Origin of the sequence: Devosia sp. (assembly GCF_039927955.1) — a bacterium.
GTDB lineage: Bacteria > Pseudomonadota > Alphaproteobacteria > Rhizobiales > Devosiaceae > Devosia.
Genome location: NZ_JBDSUA010000028.1, coordinates 89,396 through 108,047, shown reverse-complemented (window position 1 = coordinate 108,047; position 18,652 = coordinate 89,396). Strand labels below are relative to the sequence as shown.

Genomic DNA, 18,652 nt, shown 5'->3' with positions numbered 1-18,652 from the left:
CTCATCCCTTAAGCCCCGTGGAGGCGATGCCTTCGACAAAGAACCGCTGCAACGCCAGGAACACCACCAGCACCGGGATCAGGGACACCACCGAGGCAGCCATGATCAGCCCGTATTCCTGGGTGTACTGGGTCAGAAACATCCGGATACCGATCTGCAGCGTCTTGAGGTCGGTTTTGGTCAGGTAGATCAGTGGCCCGAGGAAATCGTTCCAGGTATTGACGAAGGTAAAGATCGTCAGCGTGGACAGTGCCGGCATCGACAGCGGCAACATGATCCGCCACCAGATGCCGTACTCGCTCATCCCGTCGATGCGCGCGGCCTCACACAATTCGTCGGGGATCGACATGTAAAACTGGCGCATCAGGAACACACCGAAGGCAGTAAATGCCTGCAGACAGATCAGCGCGAGATGGGTGTTGCTCAGCCCAAATTCCCGCATCAGCAGAAATTGCGGCACCATGTAGACCTGCCAAGGCATGGCGATGGTGGCGATATAGGCCAGGAACAGCACGTTCCGGTAGGGAAAGCGCAATTTGGCGAAGGCGTAGGCGGCAAAGCTGGACGTGAGCAATTGCAGCACGGTGACGATCACCGTCAGCTTGGTGGTGTTCCAGACAAACAGCGCCAGCGGGATCTTGGTCCAGATCTCGATATAGTTCTGCCAGCGCGGATCGGTGGGGATCCACTGGATCGGGAAGGCGAAAACATCCCGGTCCAATTTCAACGAAGCCGAGACCATCCAGACGAATGGCGCCAGCATGGTGAAGGTGACTACAGCCAGGATGGCGTAGGTTAGGATTATTCCCCACTTGATCCGTTTTTTGGGACGCTTGGGCGCGTCGGTATCTGCTGCGATCATTGTCGAGCTCATGCCGCGTCTCCATCGCTTTCACGGGTCAACCGGAATTGAACCACGGTGATGACCAGGACCAGCATGAACAGCACCAGCGCCACCATGCTGGAATAGCCAAGATCCCAGGAAATGAAGGCCTCGTTATAGATGTGATAGACCAGCACCAGCGTTGAGGTGCCCGGGCCGCCTTGGGTGATCATGAAAATCTGATCGAACACCTTGAACGACTGGATGGTCAGCATCACCGATACAAAGAAGGTGGTGGGGGCGAGTTGGGGAAGGGTGATCCGCCAGAATTTCTGCCAACCCGTGGCGCCATCCATATCGGCGGCCTCGTAGAGCTCGGTGCTGATGCCTTGCAGCCCAGCGAGGTAAATCACCATGAAATACCCCATGTTCTTCCACACCGAGAACATGATGACCGTGACCATGGCCCAATGCCGGTCGGCCGCCCAGCGCGGCAGGTTCTTCGGATCGACCCCCAAGGCATAAAGCGCCATGTTGACTGGCCCGAACTCGGGGTTGAAAATCATGTTCCAGACCACCGCCACGGCCACCAGCGAGGCGACATAGGGAAAGAAAGCGATGGTGCGGAAGAAATTGCGGCCAAAGATCTTCTGGTTGAGCAGAATGGCCAGACCCAGCGCGCAGACCAGCGTCAGCGGCACGGTGAACCCGGTAAAGATAATCGTGTTCCAGAACGCCACCTGAAACACCTTGTCCGTAAACAGCCGCCAGAAATTGTCGAGGCCGGCGAATTGAATGGGGTTGTTGCCATCCCAATGCATGAAGGCCAGCGCAAAGGCGAAAAAGATCGGCCCCAGCGTGAACACCGCAAAGCCGATGAAATTGGGCGCGATGAACGAATAGGCCGTCAGGATGTTGACCACCTTGCGCCGCCGCCGGGACACTGCCGCCTTGGCCACCTGGGGCGCCGTCACCGGTTCGGTTACGCTGGTCATGTCGCCCTCACTGAATTTTGAGGCGCAACTGGCGCCCCTCGATTGGCACCAGGACGCGATAGAGCCGCTCCGGCCAGGCCCGACGCAACCGCGGGTCGGTAATGGTGATTTCCTCGACGCGGATAGGTCCGGCTCCTGCCACCACCAGGTCTGCGAGATCGCCGATCACCATCCGGCCGCCCGAAATCCTTGGCACTTCACTCAACATCAGGGAAAGCTCGGCTTGGCGCTCCCCAACAAAATCGTCCCAAATCTCAACACCGCCCCCCTTGATCAGCCGGACAATCCGGCGGTAATGCGCCACGCCGGCAGCTTTGGGGTAAGCGCCCACGATGTTCATCGAAATGGACGAAACAGCCTCTCCAAGTTCCACGGCAACCTCGTCGGCAGCAAAGTCAGGGCCGGCCTGTTGCTGGATTCCCTCGAAAGTGGGCAGATTGTGAAACCCGGACTGCATGGTCCAGATCTCGTAGCGCCGGGCCGAAAACGTCTTGGCCGTGTAGGTTTCAACGCCCACGTCGATCAGCAGGGGACGGCCATTCTTGAACACCGTCACGCTGCCCACGTCGTTGTGATTATGCCCGTCGCCATTGTCGCCCGCCTTGGCCGCCACGACGAAATGCTCGTCCCGGGCAATGAACAGGCCGCAACTGGGATAATAGATGTCCCGCTTGGGCGCTTGCTTTGGCCTGAAGCTGGCCATCTCCACCGCTGTCGAAATGGCCAGCAGACGGTAAAAAAGATTGATTTCTTCTGGCAGGTCCGGTGCTGGATCTGTTGCCGCGTCCGCTGCTGCAAGCGCGCACAGCGGTTCGGACCCAACCGCTTTGCCGAACAGAAATTCCCGCACGCCGCACGGCTCTAGAACGACGGAGGCGTCGGCAAAATTGATGTAGTGGGAACCCTGGACGTGCGTTTCCAGGATGAACTCAGCCATGTTGCGGAGCTTTTGCGCCTGCCAAACGAACGAAAAGGCCTGCGGCGCGACGGCGTCCATCACCCGGAGCGCGCCGAACAGGCAGAGCGCGGCATGCCGATAGTAGGCCGCGCCCTCGTCGCACGCGCCGTCGTCGCCGTAATCCTTGAGGAACGCGTCCAGGCTATGGGCGGCCTTGGCCATGACGTCGCGCCGCGTCTGTTGATTGGTTGGCCGGGTAAATGTACTGAGCAGGACGTTTTGCGTGCACCAGGCCGTCCAGTTGTTCATCGGCTCGTCGCCATTGCCCATCCACCAGAAGTGACGGTTTAGGTACGGCCGGGTAATTCTGGTTTCGATTTCGTGGTCGATGCGCTGGACGATAGCGGCAGACACAGCATCCAGCGCGTTGCCCAAAACGGCCGCTACCACGGCCAACAGGGCGCCCGTTTCTGCCGCGAACAGATCGATCACCGGGCGTGTTGGATCAGGCAGTGGCTGATGCACGCCACCGCGCTCCTGCGTATTGTGCGCCGGCAATTGCCAGCCGCTTTCCTCGCAGATCAGGTAAATTCCGTCGATCACCGCATCCAGAAACCGGCCCTGCGCTTCAACCGCCTCGGCGATTACCAGGGCATTGAGTTTTCGGCGCCGGGCAAAGTAGGGAGTTTCGTAGCCTATTCTGTCGCCGGTGTGGGTAAAGCCGCGATAGGCCTTGGCCGATAAGGCTGGCCACTCGGTGGTCAACGCGGCTTCCCCAGCCGCGATGAGCCGTTGCTGTGATGCCTCGGCAATATGGTCCCAAAACGCCCGATCCGTGGAGGGTGGAGCCGGCCTGAACGTGGCCAGGTCATCACCGAGCGCCAAGAGGCCATCGGCAATCCGAAACTCGAATTCAGCGCTGTTCTTGGCTTTCACCACGCTTGCCACATTCGCTCCCCGCCGGACTGGCGCCAGCTTATGGCCGCAAATCAGCCAGCTCGGTCTCGCAAAGTCAAGTCACTTTGCAATTTCAAGCAAGTTTGCGTAGTTTGCATGAAATTTGCGAAATACGGCAACTTGTGAAACTCTTGCAAAAAATCTAACTCAGTAGAGCGCGACGCAATGACCTCACGGGCGGGAATGATTTGATGGCGGCTTACAATGGGCCCTCCGGCAGCGATGTCGAGACGGACACGCCTACCGGCCGGGTGACTTTGCGCGACATCGCTCAAGCGGTGGGCGTGTCGATCAGCACGGCATCACGCGCGTTGAGCGGTGCGCCGGGGATATCGCTCGACGTGCGCTCGAAAATCCAGCTTGCAGCGGAACGGCTCAGCTATGCCGGGGCACTGCCCGGCATTGCCCAGATCACGGTGCTGACCGATCTGCATCGGGCCGACAGTTCGGCGGGCGAATTCATGCATGCGGTTCAACGCGGGGTGGAGCAGCGCGCCCGTGACCTTGGCCTCAGCCTCTCCATGAAGCTGGTCGGTGCCTCCGGCATGGCGCGGCTGGAGCCGGACAAGGACACTTCAGGCTATCTGCTGTTTTCCATGCAGCATGAAGATATGGTTCAACTGTTGTCCGAGCGGGGCATCCCCGCCGTCATCGTCAATGGCCGCGAACCGCTGATGCGCCTCGATGCGGTTGCCCCGGCCAATCACACCGGCGGCTATCTTGGCGCCCATCATCTGCTCGCGCTTGGGCATACGCGCATTCTCAGCCTGTCCCATTCGCCGCGTCCAACCATACGCGACCGGATGGCCGGCAGTCGCGAGGCGATGCAGGAGGCCGGTGTTGATACCATCGAAGGCAACACAATCGAGCTGGAAGCAATGCGCACCAATCTGGCTTATCAGGCGGTCAAGCAGCGCATCGACACCAAGGGCGGACGCGATTTTACCGCCATCCTGTGCTGCAATGATGCCTGCGCCTTTGGCGCCATCGCCGCGCTGACGGAAGCCGGCCTCAGCGTTCCCGGCGACGTTTCGGTCGTCGGTTTTGACGACATTCCCACCGCTGCGCTGAACTCGGTGCCCCTCACGACGATCCACGTCGAAGCAGGGGATATTGGCGCCAGAAGCGTCAATCGCCTGATCGAGCGCATCCGCGCCCAGGACCATTTGGCCACCTATACCGAGACGGCGGTGCGACTGGTGGTGCGTGACTCGACCGGCCCAGTACGCCACTAGGATTTGCGAAAACAGCCGGGCCAGGAGACGACAATGCGGTTGGTTTTAAGGGTGCTCGATGCCAATCGGACCGTCCGGCTGGAAACCTCGGGCACCGACGAGATCGTCATGGTTTTTCGGCAATCCTATGCCGAAGGCGACAGCATCGAAGTTCAGGTGGAAGCGCCGGGTGTGCGTTTGGTCCTTGCGATCGATGACGCTTTGCCGCCGATTCTTGTCTTCTTGGCCGGCAAAAGCTTTGCCCTGCCCATTCCCTTTGGACCCGAACGGAAGGCCTATTCTCCCAAGCCGTTTTCTGGTGACATGCACCGGCTGGCGGTTCGTTGTGCGCGCCCACAGGAGATCGGCGCGTTCAGGAATTTGGCGCTGAACCCCTATGACCATTACTCCAACACCACCCTGTTTCCACAGGCTCAGGCTACCGCCCAAACCCGCGGCGAAGCGGTATTCGCGCCGCGTTCCGCAATCGATGGCGAAAAGGCGGCGGCGGGCCACGGACATTGGCCCTATACCAGTTGGGGCATCAACCGCGACCCGAGCGCGGCGCTAACCCTCACCTTTGGCCGTCCCGTTAAGATTGACCACGTAACTCTGTATTTGCGGGCCGACTTTCCGCACGATGCATGGTGGCGACAGGCTAGCCTGACCCTATCAAACGGCGCCTCGAAGGTGCTTAATCTCATCAAATCAGGGTGCGGACAGACGTTCGATTTGCGGGCGGACAATATCGAGTGGGTCCGGCTGCACGCTATGTTGAAGGCGGACGACACGTCTCCCTTCCCAGCCCTGACCCAACTGGAAGTCTGGGGTTACGACGAGTTGTTGTAGGCTTTCACCCCCGGTCAAGAGGTCGTACCACCTGTCCAGACTGAAGATGCTTCGGATAGGGCGTGGGCATGTGACAGTTTATTGCTTGAAATAGGACCCATGTGAATCGGGGTCGGAGGATTCCCCTATGGCCCGTCCACGGTTTTCAGAATTAACCCATCTTACCACTTCCTCACACAGCGGCCTGCCGATGTGCCACCATTCCTGCATGGTTAAGATTTCCATAAGGGTGGGCAGCCAGGAATAAAGTTGCGCTTGCCGTGCGTAAATGGGACTATGTTCCTGTTTTGTTCTATTAACAAACAGGAGGCAACGCGGAGAGGAAGAGATGAAAATGACCATTAAAGAACCCGAGGAAGACGCAGTAAACCCTCAGAATATTCTGGCTCTCACCCCTTCGCTAGCTGCCATGCGACGCGCTGCGGGCAGTTCGGGCACTGACTTCGACATCGAGCCCTATCTACCTGAACTGGAAGAGTTCGACCTGACCGATGACCAGGCGCGCGAACTACTGGGCACCTTGGTCTGGATACTGGGCTTTTTTGTCGAGCATGCCTTTTCTGCTGAAACCTGTGAGCAGATTTTTGGTTCGATTCTATTGGGAGATTCGACGGGTCAAGAGGCTGGTATGGTGCGGAATTCAATCTCTCAGATCGAAGCGACGGAAGGGGGCGACGATGATGAATGAAGTAAAATTGGCGGTGGTGTACGCACGGGTCTCTGACCGCAAACAGGTCACCGAAGGACACGGGCTCTTTTCGCAGGAAACTCGATGCCGTGAGTACGCTGCGCATCGGGGCTATCAGGTTGTTGAGGCGTTCCGAGACGACATCACCGGGGCATCGCTTGAGCGTCGCGGCATGGCGGCGATGCTAAAGTTCTTGCGTGAGCAGCCGACCCCTGGACTTAGGGTAATCATCGACGATATTTCGCGATTGGCCCGCGAGCGGGAGCCATATTACAAACTGCGCACAGCGATTGCGGCGGCGGGTGGCGTCCTTGAGTCCCCGTCCATCAAATTCGGTCAGGATGCAGATTCCCGATTCTTTGAGGGAATCATGGTCGAAGTGGCGAGTCATCATCGCCACAAGAACGCCGAGCAGACCAAGAACCGTATGAAGGGGCGCGTGTCCGGTGGGTACTGGGTCTTTCAGGCACCTGTCGGATATAAGTATGAGCGCGTGAGCGGCCGAGGCAAAATGCTGAAGCGTCACGAGCCTGCTGCTACCGTCGTAACGGCAGCTTTGGAAGGCTACGCGTCCGGGCATCTTAATACGCAGGCGGACGTCATGAAATTCCTTCAGGACAACCCGCTGTTTCCAAAGGACGGCACAGGCATCGTTAGGCACTCCCGTGTTGGAGCCATGCTGTCGAACTGCCTCTATGCTGGATACATCCAGGAGCCGCGCTGGGATATCTCGATGCGTCCGGCACAGCATGAGGGCCTAATCAGCTTTGAAACCTTCAGGCGCATTCAGGATCGCATGAACGGGGCGGTCTACTCGCCGCGCCAGACGAACCTGAATGACGACTTTCCATTGCGCGGCTACGTAGTTTGCGCTGACTGCAACTCACCGCTTACTGGGTACTGGGCGCGCACCAAATATAACAACCACCCGTATTACCAGTGCTTCAAAAAGGGCTGCGTCAGCTATGCCAAGTCCATTCGTCGTGCGGACATTGAAGGGGAGTTCGAACGCCTTTTGCAAAAGGTAACGCCTGATGACCGCCTCATGAGAATCGCGACATCAATGTTCCGGGGCCTCTGGGACAAGCGTATTGAAATGGCGCAGGCTCAACAGACATTGCTGTCCGGGCAATTGGCGCAGGTAGAGAAGCAGGTCGGCCAGTTGCTCGACCGTGTGCTGGACGCGACAGTGCCTAGCGTCATTGGGGCCTACGAAAACAAGATCAAAAAGTTGGAAGAGGAAAAGCTCTTAATCCGGGAGAAGTTGTCGTCGGCGGGTCAGCCGGTCGTCAGCTTTGACCGGGCACTTAGAACGTCGCTGGCGTTTCTGGGAAGCCCTTGGAATCTATGGACTTCGGGTCACCTGGATGCCCAGAAACTGGTCCTTAAACTGACCTTTGCAGAGCGGCTGCAATACAAGCGAAAAGTGGGATTTAGAACGACAAATCTGTCCTTACCTTTCAAGGTGTTAGACAGTCTTTTTGGTCGTGAAAAAGAGATGGTGCGCCCTAAGAGATTCGAACTCCTGACCCCCAGATTCGTAGTCTGGTGCTCTATCCAGCTGAGCTAAGGGCGCGCACGGCTGGGATGGTCCCAGCGAAGTTCACTTGAAGTGGCGAGTGTTTCGGCCAGCAACGTCGTGAAGCGGCGCAACCCATACATGGGCCTTGCAGCCATTGCAAGCAGGTGCGTCATCAGAAATGCACATTCGCACACGGCTCAGGAAATACGCATCGAAGCTGGCAGCGACAGCTCGAAGCGGGCGCCCAGTGGCCGGTCGACAAAGCGCAGTTTACCGCCATGGGCCTCGGTCAGCTCGCGAGCGATGGCAAGGCCCAGGCCGGTGCCCCCCGCGCGAGCCGAGCCATCAAAGGCTACGAAAAGATTGTCGCGGGCACGCGGCGGCAGGCCGGGGCCATTGTCGCTCACTGCCACGGTAACGCCCTCGGCAGTACTGGTTACGTTGACTGCGACCGCCGGGGCCGCAATCTTGCTCCCGGCGGCCTCCATGGCCTCGCGCGCGTTTTTGAGCAGGTTGAGGAACACCCGCCCGAACTGTCCGGCGTCGATATTGAGCATCAGATCGGCCGATGCATCATTGCTGAAGGCGATGCTGGGGTGGCCCGCCAACCCCGCATCAAACGCGGCGTCGTCGAGCAACGCTTTCAGGTTGACCGGCTCGGGCTGCGGCAGTGCCGCGCTTTCGCGGCCATAGTCGAGCACCGATTGCGCAAAGCCGATGGCCTTGTCCAATGTCGTTACCAGCCGTGGCGCTAGCCGCTGCACCTTCGGATCATCCAGTGTTGCCACCTGGTCCGACAACAATTGCGCCGAAGTCAGCGTATTGCGCAGGTCGTGGTTGATCTTGGCCACAGCGAGGCCGAGATCGGCCAGGTGCCGGCGTTGCCGCAGCATCGAGAACAGGTCGGTCTCCATCGCCGCCAGTTCGCGCTCGGCGATGCCGATTTCGTCGCGCCGCTGCGATGGGGCAATGATCAGTGTGGCGTTTTCTGGCGCCTGTCGGTAGCCGATCATGTTCTCGGTCAATCGCCGGATCGGGTTGATGAACAGCACGCTGAACAGTACATAGAGCACTACGGCGGTCAACGAGGCGATGATCAGCGAAATGATAAAGAAGTCGCGCGAATAGTCGAACAGGTCGCGCTTCAGCGGCCCTTCCGGCATCAGCAGTTCGACCATGCTCTGGTCGGCATCGCCTTGCCCAACGATCCGCAGCGTGCGGTCGCCCGCCCCCAGCAGCGTATTGCCCGCGCCCATAATCAGGGTCAGCATGTCGCGCTGCCGCATGTCGGCGGTGACGACGTTGGCGGGGGTCTTGGCGTCGGCCAGTTCGATCAACTGGCTTTGGCCCTCGCGACGATAGACGATGGCGTCGGCTCCGGCCGAATTGAGCAGCCGGTCGGTCAGGTTGCGCGGCAGCGCCATCACATCGGGTACCGCGTCGAGCACCCGCGCCGCCACCACGCCAACGCGCAGGCGATCATCGAGCCAGCTGGCGCGAAAATTGGCTATCGAGGGCAGGAACACCACCACTTCGACAAGCAGGATCACCCCGATGATCGTGGCGATCAGCTTGCTGGAAAGCCCGGAGAAAACACTGGGCATGGGGCGGGGTTCGGCGGTCATTTCAAGCCACTATAGGGGGTGATCGCCGGTTTGCGTACCCCCGCCAGACGTCGGATCAGCCAAACCGCCGCGTCAGTTCCAGCATTGGCTTGACCCACCAGGCCGGCGGCGCATCGCGGTAATATTCGGCGCCCAGCCGCTGGGCGACATCCGACAGCGTTGGGTAGGGGGCCGCAAACCGTTGCAGGTGCCGTGCCGAAAGGCCGTTGGCAATCGCCAGGGCAAACAGCCCGATCAGCTCGCCCGCCTCGGGGCCGACAATCCCCGCGCCGACAATGCGGCCATCCCCCCGGCAGATCAGCTTGGCCACGCCATAGGTCTGCCGCATCGTGCGCGCCCGGTCATTTTCGGCGAACGGCACGCGGATCACCTGATAGCGCGTCTTGAACTTTCGCCGCGCTTGCACCTCGGTCATTCCGGCTTCCGCCAGTTCCGGATCGGTATACGCCGCCCGCAGCGGCAGCGGCGCCTTGCCACCGGCAAAACTCAGCAGCGCCTGGTGCACCGCAACCTCAGCCTGATGCCGCGCTTCGAGCACCTGCTGGGTCCCGCCGGAAGCATCGCCAATGGCATAGACCCGCCGATTGCCGGTGCGGAAATGCGCATTGAGCGCCAGCCGCGTCGGATCGGCCTTGGTGCCACCGATTCTGGCCTTGATCAGGTCAAGCGCGCCCAGATTGGCGCGGCGCCCGGTCGCCACCAGAATGTGGGACACGTCGAGATTATCGCTGGACCCATCCGGGGCGGTCACGCGCACGCCAATTCCCTGGCTGCGGGCAATGATTTCGCTGACCACGGTTTGCGTCCGAATGTCGATGCCCTCGTCGCGCAACACCCGCAGCGCGATCTCGACCAGTTCCGGATCGCAGTCGGCCAGCACCGCGCCTGGCTCGATCACCGTCACCATCGATCCCAGCCGGCGAAACGCCTGCGCCAGCTCGATCCCCAGTGGACCGCCGCCGATCACCAGCAGATGCGTCAGCTTCTTGGCATTGGCAAAAATTGTGTCGCTGGTAAAATACGGCACCTCCGCCAGCCCGGGAATCGCCGGAATGCTCGGTTTGGATCCCGTGGCGATGATGAACCGTCGCGCCCGGATCAGCGTTTCGCCCGCCTGCACCGTCTTGCGGTCGATGAATCGGGCCTCTGCCACCAACACCTGAATGCCCCGCGCCACCAGTTGTTCAGCCGATTCTGCGATCGTCATGGCGTCAATGATCTGCTGCACCTGTCCCTGCACCGCGCGAAAGTTCGGCTTGGGTTCATCATTGCTCATGCCGAACTGGCTGGCGGTGCGCAGGTAATGGGCGCGGCGCGCCGAAGCGATCAGCGCCTTGGATGGAATACTGCCCAGATTGAGATCGCCGCCGATCCGGCCGCGCTCGATCAGCACCACGCTGGCACCCAGGGCGCGCGCCGCCCGCGCAGCAGCGAGTCCAGCAGCGCCTGCGCCGATGACACAAAGGTCGGGTTTGAGGTATTCTGCCATCTGTGCCCGCATTGAACAAAGGCCGTCAACGCCGGTTCTTATGGGGCCGGGCAGCGCTTATGACAACGCCCTGCATTGATTTTGCGGCACAATGTGCAAAGCACCGGTAAAGCGGTCATTCCAAGCGTTGACTTGCCCCGGTGTTTTTCATATACAGCCGCCAACCGCGACCTGCCGCAGACTTTAGGCAGCGTTTTGCCAATTTCTTGCGCAAGCAGAGCAAATAGAGGAACCGGGCGCAAGCGCGGTCTGATGTTATGAAACGTACATACCAGCCCAGCCAGCTCGTGCGTGCCCGCCGTCACGGTTTCCGTGCCCGCATGGCCACCAAGGACGGTCGCGCAATTCTGAACAAGCGTCGCCGGGACGGTCGCAAGAAGCTTTCGGCCTAAGGTTTCCTGGCCGGATGACGGCCATGGTTCAGTCGCAAGGGGCTTTGCGCCGCCTTAAGCAGCGATCCCAGTTTTTGAAGGCTGCCCGGGGCAATCGCGCCGGGCGTCCTGCATTTGGGCTGCAGGCGATTGCGGCTGATGAAGCCATTCCGGGCGTCGGCTTCACCGTCACCAAGAAAATCGGCAATTCTCCCGAACGCAATCGCATAAAACGGCGATTGCGCGCAGCCGTGACCATGTGTGCCAGTGACTTTGTGTCCGGGCATGACTATGTGCTTGTCGGACGCCGCGAGGCGCTGAGCGAACCCTTTGCCCGTCTGGTCAAGGATGTGTCGCACGCTATCGCTAAGGTCCACACCGCCAAACCCTCTTCAGCCAGACCCGGCGCCACCAGCGCCAGCGGCGACCGGAACAGCAGACCATGACAGAGAACCGCAACATTATCCTCGCCATCGTCCTCAGCGTGGCGGTGCTCTTTGGATGGCAGTTTTTCATTTCCGGCCCGCAAATGCAGCGTGCTCAGGAACAGGCAAGGATCGCAGCCGCTCAGCAGGCGGCGACAGCGGCTGCCCCCGCCGTCGTCGCGCCGACCGAGCCCGCCGCTGTCGCCGCCGCAGCCGCGACCAGCAATAAGACCTACCCCGATCGTGGCACCGCCATTGCCGCCACGCAGCGCGTTGTCATCGATACGCCAGACCTGCATGGCTCGATCAACCTGACTGGCGCGCGTCTCGATGATCTCGAACTCAAGCGCTATACTGAAACCGTCGATCCGAAATCCCCGATCATTACGCTGCTGACCCCGGCTGGCGTGCCCAATGCCTATTTCATTGAAGAAGGCTGGGCGCCCGCCAATGGTGCAACCATTGCTGTGCCGGGCAATGCTTCGGTCTGGACCGTCGATGGCGCCAATACCACGCTGAGCGCGGCGAGCCCGGTGACGCTGAAGTTCGACAATGGCGCTGGCCTGATCTTCCGTCGCACTTTCGCTGTCGATGAGCATTACCTGTTCACCGTCACCCAGAGCATCCAGAATACCAGCGCTGCTGCCGTCTCGCTGTTCCCCTACGCGCGTGCCGTGCGCCACGATACGCCCAAGGTGCAGAACTTCTTCGTCCAGCACGAAGGCCCCACCGGTGTGCTCGGCTCGAACAATCTGGTCGCCAAGAAATATACCGACGTCCAGAAGGACCAGCAGATCACCCTGGACAATACCAGCGGCTGGGTTGGCTTCAGCGACAAATACTGGGCCACCGCCGTGCTGGCCAAGCCCGGCGCGCCGCTCAATGCACGCTTCTCGTGGTCCAATCCATCCGGCGCCATGGATATCTACCAGTCGAGCTGGGTCGAAACTGCCGCCGTCACCGTTGCTCCGGGTGCTACCGCCACTCATGAGAGCTATGTCTTTGCCGGCGCCAAGGAAGAATCGGTCCTTCAGGCCTACAAGGACACCTACGGCTTTGACCGCCTCGATCTGATGATCGACTGGGGTTGGCTGCATTTCCTGACCTGGCCGATGTTCAAGGTTTTGACTTTCCTCAACGGCATCATCGGCAATTTCGGTGTCGCGGTGCTCTGCCTGACGGTTATCGTCAAGGCGATCTTCTTCCCGCTCGCCAATCGCTCTTACGCCTCGATGGCTGCCATGCGCCGCGTACAGCCGGAATTGAAAGCGCTGCAGGAGCGCTTCAAGGATGATCGCCCCGGCCAGCAAAAAGAGATGATGGAGCTCTACAAGCGCGAAAAGATCAATCCGCTCAGCGGCTGCTGGCCGCTGCTGATCCAGATCCCGGTGTTCTTCTCGCTCTATACGGTCATCTTTATCTCGCTGGCCATGCGCCACGCGCCGTTCTTTGGCTGGATTCAGGATCTGGCGGCGCCCGATCCCACTAATATCTTCACCCTGTTCGGCCTGATCCCCTGGGATCCGACGCTGCTGCCCTTCGTTGGAGGTTTCCTGCACCTGGGCATCTGGCCCGTCATCATGGGCTTCACCATGTGGGTGCAAATGAAGCTCAACCCGCCACCACCCGATCCGACCCAGGCGATGATCTTTTCGGTCATGCCGATCATTTTCACCTTCATGCTGGGCACCTTCCCGGCCGGTCTGGTGATCTATTGGGCGTGGAACAATACGCTTTCGGTCACCCAGCAGTATTTCATCATGAAGCGCCACGGCGCCGAGGTGAACCTGTTCGGCAATATCCTCGACAGCTTCCGGCGCAAGCCCAAGGCCGTCGAACCCAAGGCCTGATCGCCTTCCAAAGCCAAGTGTGGTACTGCCCGCCGGAATGCTTCGGCGGGCAGAGTTTTTTCAAGCGGACTGATGATGACAGAGATCGACTATCCACCCGACGCTATCGAACTGGGCCGGCTGCTGTTCGCGCGCCCGTTCCTGTTCGTCAAAGGCTGCGTCAAGATTGCCGACCTGCCCGAGCCCGATCGTGTCGAGATCGCCTTTGCCGGCCGTTCCAATGTCGGCAAGTCCTCGCTGATCAACGCGCTGTGCGGCACCACATCGCTGGCGCGTACGTCCAACACGCCCGGCCGCACCCAGGAACTCAACATCTTTGAGAGCCAGAGCGAACCGCTCCGCATCGTCGACATGCCTGGCTATGGCTTTGCCAAGGCCCCCGAAGACAAGGTCCGCGCCTGGACCAAGCTGATCCATCAATACCTCACTGGCCGCGCCATCCTGCGCCGCGTCTATGTGCTGGTCGACGGTCGCCATGGCCCCAAGGACAATGACCTGACGGTGATGAACGAGCTCGACAAGGCCGCCGTCAGTTATCAGATCGTGCTCACCAAGGCCGACAAGCTGCTACCCAAGGACCTCGACAAGATCATCGCCGCAACCAGGGCTGTGATCGCCAAGCGCACCGCCGCCCACCCGCACCTGATCATCACCTCCAGTCACAAGGGCGATGGCTTGAGCAACCTGCGCACCGAGATAGCAATGCTGCTGCAGAGCTGATCGCGTAAGTCCCTGTGAAAGAATGGCTGCCTACAGCCAAAACAAAGGGCCACTCCATGGAGTGGCCCTTCCAGTAACTCAACCCGGAACCGTTTACTTCCAGGTGAAAATCCGGGTCACTGCATAGTTGAACAACGAGCTCATCAGTGCCCCGGTGATGCCGGCCAGCAGCGTGGCGTCGCGCATTTCGTAGATCCACGAGGCCACTGACACATTGGCCAGTCCGCCGATAGAACACACAGCATAAAATCCAAGCAAGCCGAGCCACAGCTTGGCCCCGCGCAGTTTCTTGTCAGAATAGGTCAGCACGTTGTTGATGAAGAAGTTCCAGGTCATTGCCACCAGCGTGGCTACGATCTGTGCCACGAGGAAACTTTCGCCCATAGTGAACTTGAATAGATAAAGCGTGGCCAAGTGTACTGCAACGCCGCTGACGCCCACCATCGAGAACAGCAGGAAGCTGGTCGGCAGCACGCCGCGGGTCAGGCTTGAGAGCCAGAGGCCTAGGAACTGGACGACGATCAGCGGGTTCATCTTGCTTTCGCCGGCATGGCGTGAGCGGAAAGTGTATGGAACTTCAGCCACTTCGAAGGGTTTGCCGGTCCGGCCCGCCGTTACAATGATGTCGAGCAGGATCTTGAAACCATCTGCCGAGAGCTTGGGTGCGATGGTTTCGAACAGGTCGCGGCGCAGCATGAAGAAACCGCTCATCGGGTCGGAGATGGTGCGTCCTGTTACCAAAGCGGACATTTTCGTTGCCAATTGGCTACCCTTGAGACGCGCAGATGATAACCCGTCGCCGCTTGATCCGTTATCGGCAAACCGCGAACCGATGACAATATCGGCGCCCGCTTTTGCCTTGGCCAGCATTGCCGGCAGGATGGCTTCGTCGTGCTGATGGTCGGCATCCATCACCGCAACGAATGGCGCGTTGGTCGACAGGATGCCTTCGCTGCAAGCGGAGGAGAGGCCGCGGCGACCGATGCGCTTGATGCAGCGGATATTGGGATAGCGACGGCCCAGCTGGCGCATCAGGCCGGCACTGTCGTCCGGGCTGTTATCGTCCACCACGATCAGTTCCCAGGAAATCCCGGCCAGCGTCAGCGACAGATTTTCACAGAGCAGTTCGAGATTGTCGCGCTCGTTGAAGGTTGGCACCACCACCGCCAGTTCGGGCGGCAGGAACCGCGTCAGCGCGGGCGCGGCTTCAGCCGTTGGCAGGTTATGATCGACGTCGATGCTGTCCATGACGGCTCCGGGGTTAGGGGGTTACAACAGGTTTTGCGGATTTGAGTTTGCCGGTGCGATCCAGTGCCCAGGCCAAAGCCACCATCAGCCCGAGGCCAATGGCAAACATCAGCCCGTCAAACAGCGGATCGGCATGGCGCGGCGTCTTGATCGCCTGGCCCAGCATCGACAGCACGGTGCCGCTGGCAAAGATCGGCAGGCCCTGGCGGCCCATCAATTTCAGCGGCTCGGCATATTTGCTGTCGGCGAAGGTGCGCACAAAGCCCAGCGAGGCCATGAAATAAAACAGCACCAGCGCGTGCGACAGCCGTGGCAGCGTCAGGTAGGTCTTGTCGAACGCGGTAAAGTAGAACGGCACGCCGTGGCGCTGCAGCCAGCTCAATGCATCCCGCCCGACCGAGGCCAGCGCATCGACCTTGACCCAGGCCAGGATGAACGCCGTAAACGCTGCCGCAGCCCAGAACAGCACCCGGTTATAGGGCACAAAGGTGCGGCCCTGCTTCATGGCGCTGCCGCACAGCAGCCCGACCACGAACAGGATTTGCCAGGAGAACGGATCAAAGAACCAGCCGCCCCGCGTCGGGAAATTCGGCAGGTTGAGCCGGAACTGGCCGGCTGCCATCCACAACAGGATCGAGCCGATCAGCAGCAGCATTGGCCGCCGCAACCCGATGATCAGGAACAGCGGTGTCGCCAGCAGCAAGGTGATGTAAAGCGGCAGGATATTGAGATAGCCCAATTGGTGGGTGAGCAACGGCAGACCGATCAAGCCGCTCAGCGGCTTCTGGAACAGGATCGGGATATTGTTGCGCGCCAGAACTTGCGGCAGGTCGAACCACAATGCTGCCCCGGCAAAGATCGCCAGCGACAGCATGGTGATGGTGAGATGCACGAAATACAGCTGCCGTGCCCGCGCCCACACCTTGGCGGTGGCCAGCCAGATCGAGCCGCTGATGAAGCGCGACGAATAGGCCAGCCCCGCCGCCATGCCCGACATGAAAACGAAGGCTTCGGCTGCATCGGAAAAACCGAAATTGCGGTTGGTGAAGTTCTCGTAGACCGTGCCAGGCACGTGGTTGATGAAGATCATCACCAGCGCCAGGCCCCGGAACATGTCGAGCCGCTGGTCCCGGCCTGTCGGGGCCGGGCCGCGTGGTGATGGTGCGGTCAGCACACTCAACCAACTGCTGCTTGCGCGCTCCAGCATGGTCAGGCCTCAACCGCGATCGGGCTGCCGACGACGTCGACAACGTAATGGGGTTCGAGCGTCTCGGCGCGCCAGCGGGCCAGAATGCGCTCGCGCTCCAGCATCACCGGGGCAGGGGCCTGCTCGGTGGGCGTATCGAACAGGATCGTGCGGCGGCCGTGCCGCGCCGTGCGCGACCCAGCGCCGATCAGCAAAGGCGCCGCCACCATCGGCAACATCGCCGGCAGGATCCACAGCATGATCGACGGGGCAAATACCGCCGCCGCCAGCAAGGTGCCCAGCCCGAACAGCATGATCCACCAGCTATGGGCAAAGGCGTCGGCCAGCGTGATGTGGTTCTGCTCGCGCTTGGTCGCCGGCCAGCCGCCATCGAGTCCCAGCAGCACCTGCCCGACCGAGCGGCTTTGCAGCATCAGCATGATCGGGGCCGATAGCGTCGAAAACACGACCTCGGCTATCACCGAGGCAATCGCGCGCAACGTGCCGCCGAACTTGCGGTTCTCGCCATCGAACACACCGCGCCAGAAAATCAGGAATTTCGGCAGGATCAGCAGCACGGTCACCCCGATGACCAGGCTCCACACCGCATTCTCAGCCTGTTCGCTGGGCATGATCCAAGGCGTCCGGTTCGGCATGGCGGCGGCGCCGATACTGGCGGCCAGCAACAGCAGCCAAAGTGGCGATGCCATATAGGCCATGATGCCCTGCACGAACGCAAAACGGTTCCACCAGCGCAGGCCTGGCGCGCCGATCAGCCGGCGATGCTGCAGATTGCCCTGGCACCAGCGCCGGTCGCGCTTGGCATACTCGATCAGGTTCTCCGGACCTTCCTCGAACGAGCCGGTCAGCGTTGGATCGAGCAGGACCTTCCAGCCAGCCCGGGCCAACAGCGCGGCCTCGACATAGTCGTGGCTAAGGATATGGCCGCCGAAGGGCGGCTTGCCCGACAGGATCGGCAGCCCGCAATTGGCGGCAAACGCGGTAATCCGCACAATGGCATTATGGCCCCAGAACGGACCCTCGCTGCCCTGCATCAATGCCGAGCCGCGCGCAAAGGCGGGCGACAGATAGGCAGATGAAAACTGCATGCTGCGCCCGAAGAACGAACGTGCATTGATGATTTTGGGCAGGGTCTGCAACAGCCCCAGATGCGGATCGGCCTGCATCCGGCGGGCCATCTCCACCATGGTGGAGCCTTCCATCAGGCTATCGGCATCCAGGATCAGCGCATAGTCGTAAGCTGCGCCCGAGTGGATGATGAAGTCTTCGACATTGCCGGCCTTCTTGCCGATGTTCTGGCTGCGGCGGCGATAAAATATCCGGCCAATGGCGCGGGATTCGCGCAGCAGGTGCTCGAACCATACCGCCTCCTGCGCCGCGATCTCCAGATTGGTGGTGTCGGACAGAATGGCGAAATGGAACCAGTCGGAAAAGCCCAGGTCGGCGATGGAGCGGTTCATCGCCGCGACGCGCGAGAAGGTGGCTACCGGGTCTTCATTATAAATCGGTACCAGAATGGCCGTCATGCCCAGCGGTGTCGCGCTGGGGGCGGCGATCGTACGCCGTGACACGAACAGGCCCAGCAGGCCCGCAGCACTGCCCCAGCACAGCCAGAAGCTGCTGATCACGATCAGCACGGCGCGCAACAGATCAAGCCAGTTCAGGCCGCCCGGCGCCGAAAAATCGATGAACAGCCACCCCGCCACCATGCTGAGCATGAGAGCGACGCACAACGCGCTTGCCCGTATCAGAACCGGGCTGGTCATCGGTG

General features: G+C 60.5%; 15 protein-coding genes, 1 tRNA gene and 1 pseudogene. 8 read left to right on the top strand and 9 right to left on the bottom strand.

Going from position 1 to position 18,652, the window contains the following annotated elements; all coding sequences use genetic code 11:
* Position 1 precedes the first annotated feature (1 nt).
* From ABIT12_RS08345 to ABIT12_RS08335, 3 genes are all read right to left on the bottom strand, one after another.
* Positions 2 to 763 carry a carbohydrate ABC transporter permease gene (locus ABIT12_RS08345; RefSeq protein ID WP_348042395.1) on the bottom strand — a complete coding sequence of 254 codons (762 nt, stop codon included), beginning with the start codon at positions 761 to 763 and terminating at the stop codon, positions 2 to 4.
* Between the two features lie 107 nt (positions 764 to 870).
* Positions 871 to 1,818 (bottom strand): sugar ABC transporter permease, encoded by a 948-nt coding sequence (locus ABIT12_RS08340; RefSeq protein ID WP_348042350.1) that lies wholly within the window; start codon positions 1,816 to 1,818, stop codon positions 871 to 873.
* Positions 1,819 to 1,825: 7 nt separating this feature from the next.
* Entirely contained in the window at positions 1,826 to 3,652 is a 1,827-nt protein-coding gene (locus ABIT12_RS08335) for a heparinase II/III family protein (RefSeq protein ID WP_348063324.1), read from the bottom strand.
* A 212-nt stretch (positions 3,653 to 3,864) separates the two neighbouring features.
* Here ABIT12_RS08335 and ABIT12_RS08330 point away from each other — a divergent pair, with 212 nt between their 5' ends.
* The 4 genes and pseudogenes from ABIT12_RS08330 to ABIT12_RS18325 form a co-directional block, all read left to right on the top strand.
* Positions 3,865 to 4,908, top strand: coding sequence for a LacI family DNA-binding transcriptional regulator (locus tag ABIT12_RS08330; protein WP_348042348.1), 1,044 nt, complete (start codon positions 3,865 to 3,867; stop codon positions 4,906 to 4,908).
* Between the two features lie 33 nt (positions 4,909 to 4,941).
* Entirely contained in the window at positions 4,942 to 5,736 is a 795-nt protein-coding gene (locus tag ABIT12_RS08325; protein ID WP_348042347.1) for a carbohydrate-binding protein, read from the top strand.
* A 334-nt stretch (positions 5,737 to 6,070) separates the two neighbouring features.
* Complete coding sequence (locus tag ABIT12_RS08320; protein WP_348042345.1) at positions 6,071 to 6,424, top strand: hypothetical protein; 354 nt, start codon at positions 6,071 to 6,073, stop codon at positions 6,422 to 6,424.
* Positions 6,414 to 7,427 (top strand): annotated as a pseudogene (locus ABIT12_RS18325) (recombinase family protein); the annotation flags it as partial. The gene ABIT12_RS08320 and the pseudogene ABIT12_RS18325, both read left to right, overlap by 11 nt.
* 496 nt (positions 7,428 to 7,923) lie before the next feature.
* Here ABIT12_RS18325 and ABIT12_RS08315 read toward each other — a convergent pair.
* From ABIT12_RS08315 to ABIT12_RS08305, 3 genes are all read right to left on the bottom strand, one after another.
* Positions 7,924 to 8,000: transfer RNA gene (locus ABIT12_RS08315), tRNA-Arg, on the bottom strand.
* 143 nt (positions 8,001 to 8,143) lie between these two features.
* Positions 8,144 to 9,571 carry a HAMP domain-containing sensor histidine kinase gene (locus ABIT12_RS08310; protein WP_348042344.1) on the bottom strand — a complete coding sequence of 476 codons (1,428 nt, stop codon included), beginning with the start codon at positions 9,569 to 9,571 and terminating at the stop codon, positions 8,144 to 8,146.
* A 55-nt stretch (positions 9,572 to 9,626) separates the two neighbouring features.
* Entirely contained in the window at positions 9,627 to 11,060 is a 1,434-nt protein-coding gene (locus ABIT12_RS08305; RefSeq protein ID WP_348042343.1) for an NAD(P)/FAD-dependent oxidoreductase, read from the bottom strand.
* Between the two features lie 257 nt (positions 11,061 to 11,317).
* On the opposite strand from ABIT12_RS08305, the gene rpmH reads away from it, so the two are divergent.
* From rpmH to yihA, 4 genes are all read left to right on the top strand, one after another.
* Positions 11,318 to 11,452: a 50S ribosomal protein L34 gene (gene rpmH, locus ABIT12_RS08300; protein WP_299731626.1), complete on the top strand. Its 135-nt coding sequence runs from the start codon at positions 11,318 to 11,320 to the stop codon at positions 11,450 to 11,452.
* Between the two features lie 23 nt (positions 11,453 to 11,475).
* Positions 11,476 to 11,877 (top strand): ribonuclease P protein component, encoded by a 402-nt coding sequence (gene rnpA, locus ABIT12_RS08295; RefSeq protein ID WP_348042342.1) that lies wholly within the window; start codon positions 11,476 to 11,478, stop codon positions 11,875 to 11,877.
* Entirely contained in the window at positions 11,874 to 13,706 is a 1,833-nt protein-coding gene (gene yidC / locus ABIT12_RS08290; protein WP_348042341.1) for a membrane protein insertase YidC, read from the top strand. Before rnpA ends, yidC begins: the two co-directional genes overlap by 4 nt.
* A gap of 72 nt (positions 13,707 to 13,778) precedes the next feature.
* Complete coding sequence (gene yihA, locus ABIT12_RS08285) at positions 13,779 to 14,426, top strand: ribosome biogenesis GTP-binding protein YihA/YsxC (protein ID WP_348042340.1); 648 nt, start codon at positions 13,779 to 13,781, stop codon at positions 14,424 to 14,426.
* 93 nt (positions 14,427 to 14,519) lie between these two features.
* Here the strand turns inward: yihA and ABIT12_RS08280 are convergent, their stop codons facing one another.
* From ABIT12_RS08280 to mdoH, 3 genes are read right to left on the bottom strand one after another with little or no spacing between them, the layout of a single operon-like run.
* Positions 14,520 to 15,674 carry a glycosyltransferase family 2 protein gene (locus tag ABIT12_RS08280; RefSeq protein WP_348042339.1) on the bottom strand — a complete coding sequence of 385 codons (1,155 nt, stop codon included), beginning with the start codon at positions 15,672 to 15,674 and terminating at the stop codon, positions 14,520 to 14,522.
* Positions 15,675 to 15,687: 13 nt separating this feature from the next.
* Positions 15,688 to 16,881, bottom strand: a complete 1,194-nt coding sequence (locus ABIT12_RS08275) for an OpgC domain-containing protein (RefSeq protein WP_348063322.1) — start codon at positions 16,879 to 16,881, stop codon at positions 15,688 to 15,690.
* 2 nt (positions 16,882 to 16,883) lie between these two features.
* Positions 16,884 to 18,647 (bottom strand): glucans biosynthesis glucosyltransferase MdoH, encoded by a 1,764-nt coding sequence (mdoH, locus tag ABIT12_RS08270; protein WP_348042338.1) that lies wholly within the window; start codon positions 18,645 to 18,647, stop codon positions 16,884 to 16,886.
* Positions 18,648 to 18,652: the final 5 nt, after the last annotated feature.